Source organism: Actinomadura sp. (genome assembly GCF_044508335.1).
Lineage (GTDB): Bacteria > Actinomycetota > Actinomycetes > Streptosporangiales > Streptosporangiaceae > Spirillospora.
Map to the genome: position 1 here is coordinate 19,668 of NZ_JBIQHY010000072.1, position 14,448 is coordinate 34,115.

The following is a 14,448-nucleotide window of genomic DNA, read 5'->3' on the forward strand; positions in this document are numbered from 1 at the left end:
CCGCGGGACGGCGGCGGGCCGGGCGGCTCGGGCCGGGATACGGCGGGGCCGGAAATATAGGGTCGGGAGGAGAGCGAGACGAGGAGAGGCGGCAGCATGGCGCAGCAGGTACGCGGGGTCGTCGCACCGGGCAAGGGGCAGCCGGTGCGGATCGAGACGATCAACGTTCCGGACCCGGGGCCGGGCGAGGCGGTCGTCCGGGTCCAGGCGTGCGGGGTCTGCCACACCGACCTGCACTACCGCGAGGGCGGGATCAGCGACGAGTTCCCGTTCCTGCTCGGCCACGAGGCCGCCGGGGTGGTGGAGTCGGTCGGCGACGGGGTGACCGAGGTGGCGCCGGGCGACTTCGTCGTCCTGAACTGGCGGGCGGTGTGCGGGCAGTGCCGGGCATGCCTGCGGGGGCGCCCCTGGTACTGCTTCGACACGCACAACGCCGAGCAGAAGATGACGCTGGAGGACGGCACCGAGCTGTCGCCGGCGCTCGGGATCGGCGCGTTCGCCGACAAGACGCTGGTGGCGGCCGGGCAGTGCACGAAGGTCGACCGGGCGGCCAGGCCCGAGGTGGCGGGGCTGCTCGGGTGCGGGGTGATGGCCGGGCTCGGCGCGGCGATCAACACCGGGCAGGTCGGGCGGGGCGACTCGGTCGCGGTCATCGGCTGCGGCGGCGTCGGCTCGGCGGCCGTGCTCGGCGCGCGGCTGGCCGGCGCCGCGAAGATCATCGCGGTGGACCTGGACGAGCGGAAGCTGACCTCCGCGTCGGCCCTCGGCGCCACCCACACGGTGAACGCGCGGGAGAAGGACGTGGTCGAGACCGTCCGGGAGCTGACCGGCGGGTTCGGCGCCGACGTGGTCGTGGACGCGGTCGGCCGCCCGGAGACCTACGAGCAGGCGTTCTACGCGCGGGACCTCGCCGGCACGGTGGTGCTCGTGGGCGTGCCGACGCCGGAGATGAGGCTCGAACTGCCGCTGCTGGACGTCTTCGGGCGCGGCGGGTCGCTGAAGTCGTCCTGGTACGGCGACTGCCTGCCCTCGCGCGACTTCCCGATGCTCATCGACCTGTACCTGCAGGGCCGCCTGGACCTGGACGCGTTCGTGTCCGAGACCATCGGGCTGGACGACGTGGAGGCCGCGTTCGAGAAGATGCACCGCGGCGACGTGCTGCGCTCGGTGGTGGTCCTCTGATGGCGGCGCGGATCGACCACATCGTCACGTCCGGGACGTTCTCGCTGGACGGCGGCACCTGGGACGTCGACAACAACGTCTGGATCGTCGGCGACGACAGCGAGGCGGTCGTCATCGACGCCGCGCACGACGCCGACGCGATCGCGGCGGCGGTCGGCGGCCGGCGGCTCGCGGCCATCGTGTCCACGCACGGCCACGACGACCACATCGACGCGGCGCCCGCGCTCCGGGCCCGGACGGGCGCGCCGATCCTGCTGCACCCGGACGACCTGATGCTGTGGAAGCGGAAGCACCCGGACACCCTCCCGGACGGGGAGCTCGCCGACGGGCAGGTCATCACCGTGGCGGGCACCGAGCTGACCGTCCTGCACACCCCCGGCCACTCCCCCGGCGCCGTCTGCCTGTACGCGCCCGAACTGGGGACGGTGTTCTCCGGCGACACGCTGTTCAACGGCGGGCCGGGCGCCACCGGCCGGTCGTTCTCCGACTTCCCGACGATCATCGCGTCGATCCGGGACCGGCTGCTGACGCTGCCGGCGGGGACGACCGTCCGCACCGGGCACGGCGACTCCACCACGATCGGCGCGGAGGCCCCGCACCTGGACGAGTGGGTGGCCCGCGGCCACTGACGCGAAGGGCGGCGATCCCGGGCCGGGGCGGCCGCCCCCGCGGTAGAGTCCGCGAGGACGGACGAACCGTCCCCGAGTCTCCGGGCGGGCCAGGGGGTGCGATGCGGCGCGGGGCACCGCTGGCGCTCCTGCTGTGCGGCGCGATGGCGGGGTGCGGCCAGAGCGCGCGGGGCGCGGACGCGGCGCCGCCGACCGCGACCGCACCGGCCGCGCCCGCACCGGCCGTGAGCGCACCGGCCGTGAGCGCACCGGCCGTGAGCGCACCGGCCGTGAGCGGGTCCGCAGGTCCCGTGCTGCTTGGGCGCGCCGGCGGGTGGCGCGTCACCACCTACTACACGGCGCTGGAAAGCCTCTACGACGGCGAGCTGAAGGCCGTGAAGGGCTGCGCGCGGTTCCACTGCTCGCACGGGAGGACGCCGCTCGGGAAGTACCCGGAGGACTTCCTCAAGGTCGTCCAGATGGAGGGCAGCGGCCGCATCACCGGGGGGCCGCGACGCGGCCGGTACCTCAACTGGTCGCACAGCGTCGGGTTCTGGCTGGACGACTCGACGCGCGACTCGCGGGGCCGCCCGCTCAAGCCGTGGACGTCGGCGGCGGCCGACAGGTCGGTCCTCGCGCGGGGGCAGCGGTTCGCGATCCTCGGTTGCGGCAGGGACGGCAGCGGCCGCCCGATCGAGCCGAAGGTCTGCGCGGCGTTCCGCGGGGCCCGCTGGACGGTCACCGACCTGTTCCGGCCCGGGTACGGGGGCGAGAACCACGCCGACGTCTACCTCGGCGAGGAGAAGGGGTCGCGGCTGTCGGAGTCGCCGTTCTACACGACGCTGAACGGCGCGACCCTCGGCCCGTCCTAGGACGGCACGGGCTCGGACGGGCGGGGCGCCGCGAGCCGGGTGGCGCGCGTCCGGCCGCGCAGGGTGACCTCGTCGCCGAGGGACCAGCACGCGGCCTCCTCCGGATCGGCCTGCGCGACGAGGGAGCCCGCCGCGAGGACGCGCTCCTCGGTGCCCTTCGCCATGTCGGTGAGGCGGGCCGCCTCGTTCACCGGGTCGCCGATCACCGTGTACTCGAAGCGCTCCTCCGCGCCGATGTGCCCGGCGACGGCCTCGCCCGCGGAGACCCCGATCGCGGCGCGCAGCTCCGGGACCTCCTCGCGCAGCCGGCGGGCCAGCTCGCGGGACGCGGCGAGGGCGCGGCTCGGCGCGCCGTCCAGCGGGAGCGGCGCCCCGAAGACGGCGAGCGCGGCGTCCCCCTCGAACTTGTTGATCCAGCCGCCGTGCGCGCCGATGACCTCGACGACCACGGCGAAGAAGTCGTTCAGCAGCCGGACGACCTCGGCGGGCGGCCGGTCGGCGGCGAGCCGGGTGGAGCCGATGATGTCCACGAAGACGACGGCGACCTCGCGCAGCTCGCCGCCGAGGTCGATGCCGCGCTCGACGGCGACGCGGGCGACGTCCGCGCCGACCTGCCGGCCGAACAGGTCGCGGAGCCGCTCGTGCTCGCGCAGCCCGGCGGCCATGTGGTTGAACCCGGCCTGCAGCAGCCCGACCTCGCTGGCGTCGTAGACGGGCACCTCGACGTCCAGGTCGCCGCGCTGGACGCGGGCCAGGCCGCGCCGCACGGACTCGACCGGGTCGGCGATGGCGCGGGCGGCGGTGTAGGTGACGCCGAGCCCGACGAGCAGCGCGATGCCGCCGAGCGCGAGCACCGCGACCGCGAAGTCCCGCACGGTGATCTTGGCGATGAGGAAGGAGCCGATCGCGAGGGTGATCAGCCCGAGGATCGGGACGGCGGTGCCGAGCCCCCAGGCGAGCACCGAGCGGGCGACGACGCCGGGCAGGCCGGTGCGGGTCGGCAGTTCGCTGTCCAGCGCGGTCGTCACCGAGCGCCGCAGCAGCCGCTCCGTCAGCAGGTAGACGACCGTGCAGGTGGTGAGGCCGCCCAGGAGGCTGGTCAGGCCGAGCTTGACGGCGAGCAGCGCGGAGAACGGCGCGTTGATGACGACCCAGCCGATCGTCCCGATGGCCCACAGCGTGAGGTGCAGGGCCATCAGCCGCAGCGGCCCGTACAGCAGCAGGGCGCGCTCGTGCCGGTCGGGTTCGTCGTGCCGCTCGACGAGGCGCCGGACGCGGCGGAAGAACCGCTCGCCGAGCAGCAGCCCGACCGGCAGGGCCGCCGCCACGTAGCCGGTGAAGACGCCCAGGTTGATGAGGCGGAGCCGCTCGGAGACGTGCCCGACCGGGTCGGGGACGACGACGGCGAACGCGAGTACGACGAGCGCGCCGCCGAGGTTGGCGAGGCCGGTGGCGATCGTGACGAGGATCCGCGCCCGGCGGGCGATCCGGGCGCGGGAGTCGCCGGGCGCCCCGTCGATGAACCGCCACAGCGGACCGAGAAGGCTCCGCCTGGCCCGCGGCGCAGGCTCCGCCCTTTCGGTCTCCATGAGCGAGCAGAGTAGTCGGTCAAATCCCCCATATCCCCACACGGGGCGCGCGACTCGGGGGCGTGATCGCTCACTCAGGTGCGAATCGGGTCCAGCATGCGGTGCGGGGACCGCAGGATCACGCTGACCGGGTCGGTGCGGCGCCGCGCCCCGGGCCCGGCGTGCATCTCCAGCTCGTCCGGCCGGACGTGGCGCTCGCAGGCGGCGCACGTCCCGTCCGGGCCGATCCGGGTGCCGCAGGCGGCGTGCAGGAAGATGCGGCACTGCTCGGAGGACAGGTGGTCCTCGGCCCAGCGGGCGAGCGTGTGGACGGCGGGCCACAGCTCCTTGCCCATCTCCGTCAGGACGTAGTCGTGGCCGTCCTTGGCGAGGACGCCGGTCTCGACGAGCGACTGCAGGCGCGCCGACAGCACCGCCCGCGGGATGTCCAGGTGGACGAGGAAGTCGCTGAACCGGCGCACGCCGTAGAAGGCGTCCCGGATGATCAGCAGCGTCCAGCGCTCCCCCACGACCTCCAGCGCACGGGCCAGCGAGCAGTCCTGCGCCGCGTAGTCCTTGCCGAGTGCCATGCGTCCAACATTACTCGCCAAGGAGTTCATTCATCGAACCGAGTCGTGCTACGGTCGCCTCCGTTAGTTCATTCACTGAACTTCAGGAGATCCCATGACGACCCTGGCCGCACCCCGCGGGGCGCGCCGCGTGCCCGTCCCGGCCGCCGCGCTGACGCTGCCGGCCGCCGCCACCCTGCTCGCCCTCATGAACTACTGCGCCCCGGCGGCGACGCTCGCCGACACCGCGCGCGGTCTGCACGCCGGCGCGACCGCGCAGATCTGGCTGATGAGCTCGATCAGCCTCGGCCTCTCGGCGGCACTGCTCGCGGCCGGCGGCCTCGCCGACGACCGCGGGCGCAGGCGGACGTTCATGCTCGGCGCGGCGGTGCTCGCCGCCTCCAGCGTGGCGTGCGCGCTCGCGCCGAACGCCGCGGTGTTCGTCGCCGGCCGGATCGTGCAGGGCGCCGCCAGCGCGGCGCTGCTGGTGACCGGGCTCGGCATCATCGGCGCCTCGTTCGAGCCCGGCCCGCGCCGGGCGCGGGCCACCGGGATGTGGGGCGCGATGGTCGGCCTCGGCATCGCGCTCGGCCCGATCGCCGCGGCCGGGCTGACCGTGCTCGGCGGCTGGCGGGTCTGGTACTGGACGACGGTCGCCGCGGCCGCGCTGCTCGCGGTGGCGGCCCGCGCGCTGGAGGAGTCCCGCGCCGAGCGCCGGCGCGGCGTGGACGTGCCGGGCCTCGCCACGATGAGCCTCGGCGTCGCGGCGCTGACGGCGGCGATCACCTGGGGCCGCACCGGCTGGACGCAGCCCGCCGTCCTCGCGCTGCTCGCGGTCGCGGCCGTCCTGCTGGCCGCCTTCGTGCTGGTCGAGGCCCGGCGGCCGGTGCCGCTCGTCGAGCTGGCGCTGTTCCGGCGCCCGGCGTTCCTGCTGTCGGTGACGGGCGCGCTCGTCACCGGGCTCGCCGTGATCGGCGTCATGACCTACCTGGCGACGATGATGAGCCTGGTGATGGGCCTGTCGCCGGTCGAGGCGGCGCTGGTGCTGGCGATCTGGTCCACGCTGTCGTTCGCCGTCGCCCTGCAGGCGCACCGGCTGCCGGCCCGGCTGCCCGTCCGGCGGCTGCTGGCCGCGGGGTTCGCGCTCGCCGCCGCCGGCGAGTTCGCGCTGGCCGGGCTCGCCCCGGACGCGCACTGGTGGCGCCTCGCCCCCGGCCTGGCCGTCGCGGGCGTCGCGAGCGGCCTCACCAACGCGATGCTCGCCCGGCTGGCGGTGGAGAGCGTCCCCGCCGACCGCGCCAGCATGGGCGCCGGGGCGAACAACACCGCCCGCTACATCGGGGCGTCGCTGGGCACGGCGGTCGTGGGGGCCGTCGCGACCGGCTCCGGGCACGCCCCGTCCGCGCTGGCGCACGGCACGAACGTCGCGATGGTCGTCTCGGCGGCCGCCGCCCTCGCCTACGCGGCCCTCGCCCTGCTGATCCGCGACCGCGCCTAGGCGAGCTCCTCGATGAAGGCGGCGAGCTGGGTCAGGTTGCGGCACTCGAACATGGGGACCAGCTCGCCGTATCGGGACGCGGCCGAGTCGCCGGTGTCCCACTGGGCGCGCGGTTCGGGGTTGAGCCAGTACGCGTGCCGGGCGGTGTCCACCATCGACCGCAGGATCGGCAGGGACAGGTCCCCGTAGTTGGAGCGGGCGTCGCCCAGGATGAGCAGGGACGTCTTGGACGTGATCGCGTCGCGGTACTTCTCGTCGAACACCTTGATGGCGTGGCCGTAGTTGGAGCGGCCGGTGATCCAGACGAGGTCGGCCTCGGCGGCGAGCCGGGCCATCGCGTCCACGACGTCCGTGCCGGGCGCGAAGTACTCGGTGATCTCATCGGTGGCGTCGATGAACGCGAACGCGCGGACCTTGCTGAACTGCTCGCGCAGCGCGAACGTCAGCAGCAGCGTGAAGTGCGCGAACGCCGACACCGAGTCGCTGGCGTCGCACAGCACGACCAGCTCCGGCTTGTGCGGGCGGCGCGGCCGGTGGTGGGTGGTGAGCGGCACGCCCCCGCTGGCCAGCGACGCCCGGACCGTCCGGCGGAAGTCGAGCCGCCCGCGGCGGCCGTGCCGCTGCTTCTGCACCAGCCGCGACGCGAGCTTGCGGGCCAGCGGATGCACCTCGCGCCGGAGCGCCTCCATCTCCGCACGGCTCGCGCCGGCGAAGTCCAGGCGCTCCAGCGGCGGGCGGACGGCGATGCGGGCGGTGCGCTCGACACCGGTGTCCTCGGCGATGCGGCGGCGGACCTCGGCCGCGACCAGGTCCCGGAACCGGTCGATGCGGCCGCGGAACGTCCGGCGCGCCACCCGCTCGGCCATCCCGCCGCGCTCCCGCTCGCCGAGGACGGCGCTGAGCAGCCGCGCCATCAGCGTGTCGGGGGACAGCGCGCCGACGACGCCGGAGGAGAACCACGACTCCTGCCCCGGCGTCCGCCCGAACTCGGCGACCGCGAGCCGGGCGAACTGCCGCAGGCCCGCGTCGTCGCCGGACAGCAGCAGCTCGGCCAGCTCGTCGCGGCGGGCCTGCACGTGCGGGTCCAGCGCGGGCGGGACGGGGCGCCCGTCGCCGCCGAGCGTCCGGGCGGCGCGGTCCGGCTCCGTCGCGGCGCCGTCCCCGATCGCGGCCGGGAACCACAGGTCGAAGATCGTGTCGAACGTCGGCCGGTGCTGCGGCCGCTTCACCACCGTCGCGGCGTAGGCGGCGCGCAGCGCCTCGCGGTCGAGCAGGTCCACCGCCTGCATCGCGCGGACCGCGTCCAGGCCCTCCGCCACCGACACCGGCAGGCCCGCCCGGCGCAGCTCCGCCACGAACCCGGTGTGCCGGTCGACGAGGGACGCCATGTCAGCTCCGCAGCCCCAGTTCCCTGGCGGCGCGCTCCTGGTCGGAGACGTGCTTCAGGACGACGCCGAGGGTCCGCGCGACGGCGGCCTCGTCCAGGTCGTCCAGGCCGAGGGCGAGCAGCGTGCGCGCCCAGTCGACCGTCTCGGCGATGGAGGGCGCCTTCTTGATCTCCAGGTCGCGCAGCGTCCCGACCGTGCGGACGAGCTGCTCGGCCAGCTCCGCCTCGATCCCCGGCACCTGCGCGAGGACGATGTCGCGTTCCCGCTCGGGCGCCGGGTAGTCCAGGTGCAGGTACAGGCAGCGGCGCTTGAGCGCCTCCGACAGCTCCCGCGCCGCGTTGGAGGTGATGACCACGAACGGGCGCCGAACCGCGCTGACCGTGCCGAGCTCGGGGATCGTCACCTGGAAGTCCGACAGGACCTCCAGCAGCATGCCCTCCACCTCGACGTCGGCCTTGTCCGCCTCGTCGATCAGCAGGACGGTCGGGCCGGTCCGCCGGATCGCCGCGAGCAGCGGCCGCTCCAGCAGGAACTCCTCGGAGAAGATGTCGTCGTGGGTCTCCTGCCACGCCCGGTCCGCGGGGGCGGCCTGGATGGCGAGCAGCTGCTTCTTGTAGTTGAACTCGTAGAGGGCGCGGGCCTCGTCCAGCCCCTCGTAGCACTGCAGCCGGATCAGCTCCGCGCCGGTCGCCGCCGCGACGGCCTTCGCCAGCTCCGTCTTGCCGACCCCGGCCGGGCCCTCGACCAGCAGCGGCTTCCCCAGCGCCTGCGCGAGGAAGACGGTCGTCGCGATCGCCTCGTCCGCCAGATAGCGCACCCCGGCCAGCCTGGCCGCCGCGTCGGCGGGCGAGGCGAACATTCCGTCGGTCATCCCTTGCCCTTCTTCGCAGCGACCCTCTTGTACTTCTGGTTGGTCCCGGCGAACACCAGCGTGTGCTCGTCCTCCAGGCTGACGCCCCAGTACGACGCGGTCTGCGGGTCGCCGCCCTTCCAGGAGAACCGGAACCTGCCCCCGCCCTCGGGGATGGCCGTGCCGCTCCACAGCTTCCGCCCGTTCCGCACCCACACGCCGCTGCCGTCGGCCGTGAACTGGAAGTAGTCCTCGGCCGTGCCGACCCACCGCCCGACGAGCGGCCTGACGTCGGACGGCTTCACCACCGGTATCGGCGCCAGCGCCGTCGCCGGCGCGGACGGATCGGCTTCCGCCGCGTCCTTCTTCTCACCCCCGCCGCACCCGCCCAGCGCGAGCACGGCGGCGGCGCAGACGGCGAGGACGCTCGAACGGGTCACGGAGACCTCCCATGGATCTGCGGCGAAAGCGGCAGTTTATTCCGGTTGCTACCTGCGGGGTACCGGACGGTTCGCCCCTCGGGGTGAGGCGGCCGGACCCCCCGCGGCCTATAACGGAGGCATGACGACCCCAGGACTGCCGCGCGAGGACATCACGGCGGCGATGGCGGCCCGGCGCGAGCTCGGCCCCGACTACGACGACGCCTTCATCGAGACGGTCGTGGACCGCATCGAGCAGGCGCTCGACGCCCGCGCCGCCGCGGCGCCGCGGCCCCGCCCGGCGCCCGCGCCGCGGTACGGCGCCGACGCCGGCGCGGGACGCGATCACAGCCTGGCCATGGCCGTGCTGTCGCTGCTCGCCGCCATCCCGCTCAGCGCGATCGGCGTCGTCAACGCCGGCCTGCCCGGCCTGCTGCTCGTCATCGCCGGCATCGTCCTGGTGAACTTCACCTACACCTTCCGCCCGCGCCGGTAGCGCCTACTTGCCGGGCTCCGGGTCGCGCGGCAGGCCGAGGATGCGCTCGCCGATGATGTTCAGCTGGACCTCGGTCGTCCCGCCGTAGATGGTCATCGCGCGGCTGAACAGCATGGCGCGGCCGACGATGCCGCTCTCGGTCATGGGGACCTCCGTCGCGGCCGCAGCGCCCTGGGCGGCCCAGCAGTAGTCGGCGACGTCCTGGTTGAACTGCACGCCGAGGAGCTTGCGGACGCTGGCCTCCGCGCCCGGCTCCACGCCGTTCAGCTGCTTCAGGGTGGTGCGCAGCCCCAGCAGGTCGATCGACTGGCCCTGCGCGACGAGCTCGCCGACCTCGGCGGTGGCGACCGCGTCCAGCTCGCGGTTCCTGAAGAAGTTCAGCAGCTCGGGGACGCCCATGCCGAGCCCGCCGCCGGTCGACAGCGACACCCGCTCGTTGGACAGCGTGTTGCGCGCGACCTGCCAGCCGCGGTTGACCTCGCCGACGACCTGCTCGTCCGGGACGAAAACGCCGTCCAGGAACACCTCGTTGAACAGCGCGTCGCCGGTCAGCTCGCGCAGCGGCCGGACGTCCACGCCCGGGGCCTTCATGTCGACGAGGAAGTAGGTGATGCCGTCGTGCTTGGGCGCGTCCGGGTCGGTGCGGGCGATGCAGAAGCCCCACTGGGCGTGCTGGGCCAGGGACGTCCAGATCTTCTGGCCGGTCAGCTTCCAGCCGCCCTCGACGCGCTCCGCCTTCATCGACAGGGACGCGAGGTCGGACCCGGCGCCCGGCTCGGAGAACAGCTGGCACCAGACGATCTTGCCGCGCAGCGTCGGGCGCAGGAAGCGCTCCTTCTGCTCCTCCGACCCGTAGCGGACGAGGGACGGCACCAGCCACGCGCCGATCCCCAGGTTCGGGGCCTTGACCTTGGCGGCCTTCAGCTCCTGCTGGATGAGGATCTGCTCGACCGGCCCGGCCTCCCGCCCCCACGGCTTGGGGAAGTGCGGGACGGTCCAGCCCTCGTCGCCCATCCGCGCGGCCAGGGCGTCCTTGTCCCCGATCGCGGCCAGCTCGGCGATCTCCGCGCGGATCCGCTCGCGCAGCGGCTGGGCGTCGGCGTCGAGTTCGAGGACGACCTCGCGGCGGCCGCCGCCGAGGGCCAGCGCCGCGACCTTCGCGGCCCAGTCCTTGGACGGGCCGAGCAGCGCCCGCAGCGTGAGCGCGCGGCGCAGGTAGACGTGCGCGTCGTGCTCCCAGGTGAAGCCGATGCCGCCGAGGATCTGGATGGCGTCGCGGGCGGTCTGCACGCCGGCGTCCACCGCGATGACGGCGGAGACGGCCGCGGCGAACCCGGCCTCCTCGGCGCCCTCGTCCAGGGCGCGGGCGGCGTCCCAGGCGGCGGCGCGGGCCTGCTCCAGCGCGATCAGCGCGCGGGCGGCCTTGTGCTTGACGCCCTGGAACTGGCCGATCGGGCGGCCGAACTGCTCGCGGACCTTGGCGTAGTCGGCCGCGGTGGTCACCAGCCAGCCGGCGAGCCCGGCGGCCTCGGCGCCGAAGAGCGCGGCGGCCAGGTCCCGGACGCGGCCGGCGGTGAGGCCGTCGGCGACGCGGTCGGCGGCGACGGCCACGCCGGACGCCTCCACGGCGGCGACCCGGCGGACCCGGTCCAGGCTCGCGACCGGGGTGACGGTGAGGTCGGCGGCGTCCACCGCGACCCACTGCTCGCCGTCCTCGGCCGCGACCGGCAGGACGATCACGTCGGCGAGCGCGGCGCCGAGCACCGTCCCGGAGGTGCCGGACACCACCAGCGAGTCGCCGTCGCGGCGCCCGGTCAGCGCGCCGTCCAGCGCGACCGCCGCGGTCTTCGAACCGTCGGCGAGCGCGGGCAGCAGCTCCGCGCGCAGCTTGGCGTTGCTGGAGGCGTCGACGACCGCGCTCGCGAGGACGGTGGGCAGGAACGGCCCGGGCGCGGCGGCCCGGCCCAGCTCCTCCAGCACGACCGACAGCTCGAGCAGCCCGTAGCCCTGCCCGCCGTGCTCCTCGGGCAGGTGCAGGCCCAGCAGGCCCTGCTCCGCCAGGGCGGGCCAGAACCCGGGCCTGGTCTCCTCGTCGGCGTCCAGCACGGCCCGGACGGCCGTCGCCGGGATGTTGCGCTCGGCGAAGCCCCGCACCGATTCGGCGAGTGCCTCGTGCTCCTCGGTCAGCCCGATCGCCATGCGTAACCCTCTCTCAGACCTTTTGACCGAGATTCTAGAACAGGATTCGGGTCAGTGGGGAGTGCCGCGGGTTTCAGCCTCCCCGTGTCGCGGCGGCGTCCGGCCCGTCCGCGCGGGACGCGACCGCGCCGGGCTCGCCCCCGCCGCCCTTCTCCCCGCCGCCCTTCTCGGCGTCGGCCCGGTCCGCGCCGATCTCGCGCAGCGGCTCGCGCAGCCCGGAACGCGCGGGCCTGCGCCCGGCTGCGAGGCTCGCCGCGGTGGTGGCCGCGAGCGTCCCGGCGATCACCGCGAGGGACAGCCAGATCGGGATGTCCGGCGCCCAGGCGACACCGTACTCGTGCAGCGCGTGGAAGATCAGCTTGACCCCGATGAAGCCGAGGATGAACGCCAGCCCGTGCGCCAGGTACACGAGCCGGTCGGTGAGCCCGCCGATCAGGAAGTACAGCTGGACGAGGCCCATCAGCGCGAACGCGTTGGCGGTGAACACCAGGTAGGGCTCGGTGGTCAGCCCGAAGATCGCCGGGATGGAGTCCAGCGCGAACAGCACGTCGGTCGAGCCGATCGCGATCATCACGATGGCCATCGGCGTCATCAGCCGGCGGCCGCCCGCCCGGGTGACGAAGCGGCTCCCGTCGTACTCCTCCGAGGCGGGGATGACGCGCCTGGCCCATCGCAGCAGCCGGTTCTCCTTGAACTCCTCGTCTTCGGCGCCGCCGCGCACCAGCCCGATCGCCGTCCACAGCAGGAACGCGCCGAAGATGAAGAAGACCCACGTGAAGGTCGAGATCGCCGCGGCGCCGACCGCGATGAACAGGCCGCGCAGCACCAGCGCGATCACGATGCCCGCCATCAGCACGGCGTGCTGCGCCTGCTTCGGCACCGCGAACCGCGCGAGGATCACCATGAACACGAAGAGGTTGTCGACGCTGAGGCTCTTCTCGGTGACGAACCCGCCGAAGTACTCGCCGGCGTACCGGCCGCCGGCGAACAGCCAGACGCCGATGCCGAACAGCACCGCCAGGCCGATGTAGACGGCGGACCAGAACGCGGCCCTGCGGGTGGTGAACTCCCGCGTGTCGTTGCGGTGGATCAGGAAGAGGTCGGCTGCGATGACGGCGAGGATGCCTGCGATGGTCAGGCCCCACACCAGGGGCGGGACGTTCAGCGTGAACACCTCCAGCGGACACGAACGAGCGCTGGAGGTCTCTCCCGCCCTGCAGCGAAGCGGGCCGCGGAACCCGGGCCGGCATGGGCCGGCCGTACTGACGGGAACCGTGCGCGGGGATACTCCCCTCCAATGCCTACTTCAACGCGGGCCGGCGCGGGGGCGTTCCCCTTCCGCCGGAAATCCTTCGACCCGGTTCCGAACCATGTCCCCGGTTCGAGCGTCCAAGGCTCAGCGCCGGCCGTCGGCCAGTTCCCGGTAGACGTTCGCGAGCTGGTCGACCGCGTCGTCCTCGCCCGGCAGCAGGGCCGAGCGCTCGGCGGCGGCGGAGGCGAGCCGCGCGGCGAGGGACGGGTCGTCCAGGACGCGGCTCACCGCGCGCTCCAGCGCCTCCGCGTCCCCCGGCGGCACCAGCAGCGCCGCGTCGCTCTCCGGCCCGTGCAGCAGCGAGTCCCCCGCGGGCCGTCCCGCGCCGACCATGCCGGGGATTCCGCCGACGCGGGTGGCGACCAGCGGCCGGCCGGCCCGCAGGATCTCCTGGACGACCAGCGGCTGCCCCTCCCACACGCTCGGCACGACCGCCACGTCGCACGCGGCCAGCAGGCCGGGGACGTCGGAGCGGCGGCCGAGCAGCCGGACGGGCAGGTCCTCGGCCTCGATCCGGGCGCGCAGGCCGGCCTCCAGGGGGCCGTCGCCGGCGATCGCGACGAGCGGCGGCGGGGTGCGTCCCGCCCACACGGCGGCGGCGTCCAGCAGCGTGGGCAGGCCCTTCTGCGCCGCGAGCCGCCCCACCGTGAGGATCAGCGGCCGCTCCCCCACGCCCAGCTCCGCCCGCAGGTCGGCGCGGACGGCCGGGCCCGGCTGCGCCCGCGGCGCCGGCGCGGGCACGATCGCGTGCCCCACCGACCTGGCGCCGAGCGAGCGCATCCGCTCCTCCAGGTCGGGCGAGACTCCGAGGACGCGGGTGGCGCCGCGCGCCACGACCCGCTCCAGCGCCCCGTACACGGCGGCCGTCCGCCCGCCCGCGATCACGGCGTTGTGCAGGGTGACGACGAGCGGCGGGCCGCCCCGCGAGAACCGCAGCGGCCCCGGCGCGACCCGCGCGCCCGCCGCCGCGGCGAGGGCGCCGGCCCGCAGCCCGTGCGCGTGCACGACGTCGGCGCCGCGCAGCAGCGACCGCAGCCGCGCCACCGCCTTCGCGTCCCGCACCGGGCGGGGCCGGTCGGCGAGGTCCACCTCGGCGAACGCGGCGCCGGCGGCGGTGAAGCCGAACTGCTCCTCGGTCTGCGCGGGCCCGCACACGAGCACGCGGGCGCCGCGCCCGGCGATGCCCGCCGCGACGGACCGGACGTGCCGCCCGACGCCGCCCGCGCTCGTGCCGAGGACGAGCGCGACGCGCAGCCCGTCCAGGTCCCGGTTGTCAGCCATTGCGTGTCACCTTCCGGGTGAGGACGGCGCGCAGGTCGCGGCCGTCGAGCACGAAAGCGATGATCAGGAACACCGCGCCGGCGACCAGCGCGGCGAGCGCCCCGGTCCCGACGTTGCGCAGCTCGCCGGCCGGACCGGTGCCGCCGAGGCCGAGCAGCGCGGCGACCGCGTAGCCGGCGGCGCCGCCGGCCGCGCCGCCCAGCACG

Annotated in this window: 13 protein-coding genes and 1 pseudogene; 5 read left to right on the top strand and 9 right to left on the bottom strand. The window is 74.8% G+C overall.

The annotated features are described in order from the left end of the window. Positions 1-96 precede the first annotated feature (96 nt). The 3 genes from ACIWVC_RS22555 to ACIWVC_RS22565 all read left to right on the top strand — a co-directional run bounded on the left by ACIWVC_RS22555 (position 97) and on the right by ACIWVC_RS22565 (position 2,662). Positions 97-1,182 carry an S-(hydroxymethyl)mycothiol dehydrogenase gene (locus tag ACIWVC_RS22555; protein ID WP_396454541.1) on the top strand — a complete coding sequence of 362 codons (1,086 nt, stop codon included), beginning with the start codon at positions 97-99 and terminating at the stop codon, positions 1,180-1,182. Further along, positions 1,182-1,811: an MBL fold metallo-hydrolase gene (locus tag ACIWVC_RS22560; protein ID WP_396450980.1), complete on the top strand. Its 630-nt coding sequence runs from the start codon at positions 1,182-1,184 to the stop codon at positions 1,809-1,811. The genes ACIWVC_RS22555 and ACIWVC_RS22560 overlap by 1 nt, the downstream gene beginning before the upstream one ends. 290 nt (positions 1,812-2,101) lie before the next feature. Continuing rightward, a complete protein-coding gene (locus tag ACIWVC_RS22565) occupies positions 2,102-2,662 on the top strand; it encodes a hypothetical protein (protein WP_396454542.1) in 561 nt (186 codons plus the stop codon). On the opposite strand, the gene ACIWVC_RS22570 is transcribed toward ACIWVC_RS22565, so the two are convergent. Beyond that, positions 2,659-4,251 carry an adenylate/guanylate cyclase domain-containing protein gene (locus tag ACIWVC_RS22570; protein ID WP_396454543.1) on the bottom strand — a complete coding sequence of 531 codons (1,593 nt, stop codon included), beginning with the start codon at positions 4,249-4,251 and terminating at the stop codon, positions 2,659-2,661. The two genes, ACIWVC_RS22565 and ACIWVC_RS22570, sit on opposite strands and share 4 nt — an antisense overlap. 74 nt (positions 4,252-4,325) lie before the next feature. Beyond that, positions 4,326-4,820, bottom strand: coding sequence for a winged helix-turn-helix transcriptional regulator (locus tag ACIWVC_RS22575; RefSeq protein ID WP_396450985.1), 495 nt, complete (start codon positions 4,818-4,820; stop codon positions 4,326-4,328). A 94-nt stretch (positions 4,821-4,914) separates the two neighbouring features. Here ACIWVC_RS22575 and ACIWVC_RS22580 point away from each other — a divergent pair, with 94 nt between their 5' ends. Next, positions 4,915-6,297 (top strand): MFS transporter, encoded by a 1,383-nt coding sequence (locus ACIWVC_RS22580; RefSeq protein ID WP_396450987.1) that lies wholly within the window; start codon positions 4,915-4,917, stop codon positions 6,295-6,297. Here the strand turns inward: ACIWVC_RS22580 and ACIWVC_RS22585 are convergent. The 3 genes from ACIWVC_RS22585 to ACIWVC_RS22595 are packed head-to-tail and all read right to left on the bottom strand — an operon-like array spanning position 6,294 to position 8,975. Continuing rightward, complete coding sequence (locus tag ACIWVC_RS22585; protein WP_396454544.1) at positions 6,294-7,685, bottom strand: VWA domain-containing protein; 1,392 nt, start codon at positions 7,683-7,685, stop codon at positions 6,294-6,296. The two genes, ACIWVC_RS22580 and ACIWVC_RS22585, sit on opposite strands and share 4 nt — an antisense overlap. Before the next feature lies 1 nt (position 7,686). Further along, positions 7,687-8,556, bottom strand: coding sequence for an AAA family ATPase (locus ACIWVC_RS22590; protein ID WP_396450990.1), 870 nt, complete (start codon positions 8,554-8,556; stop codon positions 7,687-7,689). Continuing rightward, positions 8,553-8,975, bottom strand: a complete 423-nt coding sequence (locus ACIWVC_RS22595; RefSeq protein WP_396450992.1) for a hypothetical protein — start codon at positions 8,973-8,975, stop codon at positions 8,553-8,555. The genes ACIWVC_RS22590 and ACIWVC_RS22595 overlap by 4 nt, the downstream gene beginning before the upstream one ends. 121 nt (positions 8,976-9,096) lie before the next feature. Between ACIWVC_RS22595 and ACIWVC_RS22600 the strand changes: the two genes are divergently transcribed. Then, entirely contained in the window at positions 9,097-9,450 is a 354-nt protein-coding gene (locus ACIWVC_RS22600) for a hypothetical protein (protein ID WP_396450994.1), read from the top strand. 3 nt (positions 9,451-9,453) lie between these two features. Here the strand turns inward: ACIWVC_RS22600 and ACIWVC_RS22605 are convergent, their stop codons facing one another. The 4 genes and pseudogenes from ACIWVC_RS22605 to ACIWVC_RS22620 all read right to left on the bottom strand — a co-directional run. Next, complete coding sequence (locus ACIWVC_RS22605; protein WP_396450996.1) at positions 9,454-11,649, bottom strand: acyl-CoA dehydrogenase; 2,196 nt, start codon at positions 11,647-11,649, stop codon at positions 9,454-9,456. A 73-nt stretch (positions 11,650-11,722) separates the two neighbouring features. Beyond that, entirely contained in the window at positions 11,723-12,814 is a 1,092-nt protein-coding gene (locus ACIWVC_RS22610) for a TerC family protein (protein WP_396454545.1), read from the bottom strand. A 231-nt stretch (positions 12,815-13,045) separates the two neighbouring features. Then, on the bottom strand, positions 13,046-14,242 hold the full coding sequence (locus ACIWVC_RS22615) for a glycosyltransferase family 4 protein (protein WP_396450998.1): 1,197 nt from the start codon (positions 14,240-14,242) through the stop codon (positions 13,046-13,048). Then, positions 14,235-14,448, bottom strand: a pseudogene (locus ACIWVC_RS22620) (virulence factor MviN); the annotation flags it as partial. The gene ACIWVC_RS22615 and the pseudogene ACIWVC_RS22620, both read right to left, overlap by 8 nt.